The 1,064-nt window shown below is 71.1% G+C and carries 1 protein-coding gene; it reads right to left on the bottom strand.

Going from position 1 to position 1,064, the window contains the following annotated elements:
• Positions 1 to 20: 20 nt before the first annotated feature.
• On the bottom strand, positions 21 to 1,064 hold a 1,044-nt coding region (locus tag ACWGCN_RS35795), incomplete at its 5' end, for a TROVE domain-containing protein (protein WP_452529193.1).

A 1,064-nucleotide genomic window follows, 5' to 3' on the forward strand; every position in this document is an offset into this window, starting at 1 on the left:
TTTTTTCTGGGGTCGTATTCTTATGCGGCCGTGGCGAAGTCGGCCAGGAGCGACGGCACGGCGGCGTCGAAGCCGGCGACGTCGAGCATGCCCGCGTCGCCTGGATCGGCGATGCTGAAGTTCGTCGCCGTCATGCCGACCACCACGAGCTTGGCCCGCGGGTTCACCTCGCGGCGGTAGCGGGCCAGCGCCTGGTGCGGGTGCACCGCTCCCGCCCAGGTCTCGTTGTCGGTGTAGATCGAGAACACATCGACTTCGATGCCCTTGTCCAGCGCGTGCAGGATGGGCAGCGAGCAGTCGGTGCCACCGAACGGCAAACCCGATATCGCCCGCACCGCGTCGTCGAGACGCTGCCGCGGCGAGATCGACAGCGGGGACAGGCCGCGCGCCCCCTGCCACCCCTGACCGCTGGCGGTGAACCCGACGATCTCGTGCCGCGGCTCGGTACGTGCGGTGACCAGGGCGAGCGCGGCCGAGGCCTCGCGCGCCGAGATCGGCAGTCCTGCGATCGCACTCGTCATCGAGCCCGACACGTCCAGCGCCAGCAGGTGACGCAGGCCGGTCGGCCGCACGAACTCGAAGGCCGCGTAGAACGCGGCGTCGAGGGCGTCGACGACCGGGGCCGACGGCGTCCAGGTGCCCGCGCCACGCGCCGACCGCCCGGAAGCGTAGGTGCGCAACGCGATCAGCACCGACACCGGGTGCACGCGAGCCTTGCGCAGCCTCGCCGGGTCGGCGAGCTGCGCGCAGATCGCCGCGGTGCGCGGTCCGAGCGGATCGAGCAGGCCGAGACGGGTCAGGCGCGGCAGCTGTCGCAGCAGCGCCGTCTGCGGGATGCCGTTGTCGAGCAACGCTTCCCACACCGGCGCGGTGTTCAGTGCGGCGTCGGGCAGCATCTCCCAGCTGAGCCGGTACTCACGCACCAACTCCGGCACCCGCGCCACCGGTGCGTCCTGTGCCCGCTGGAAACCGTCGAGCAGTGCCAAGCCGTCGAGTTCCGGTGCGCGACCACAGATCCAGTCGAACAGCCTGCGCCGATCGTCGTCGGTGGTCGCCGGGTGTCC

This window comes from Nocardia sp. NPDC055050 (assembly GCF_053608345.1).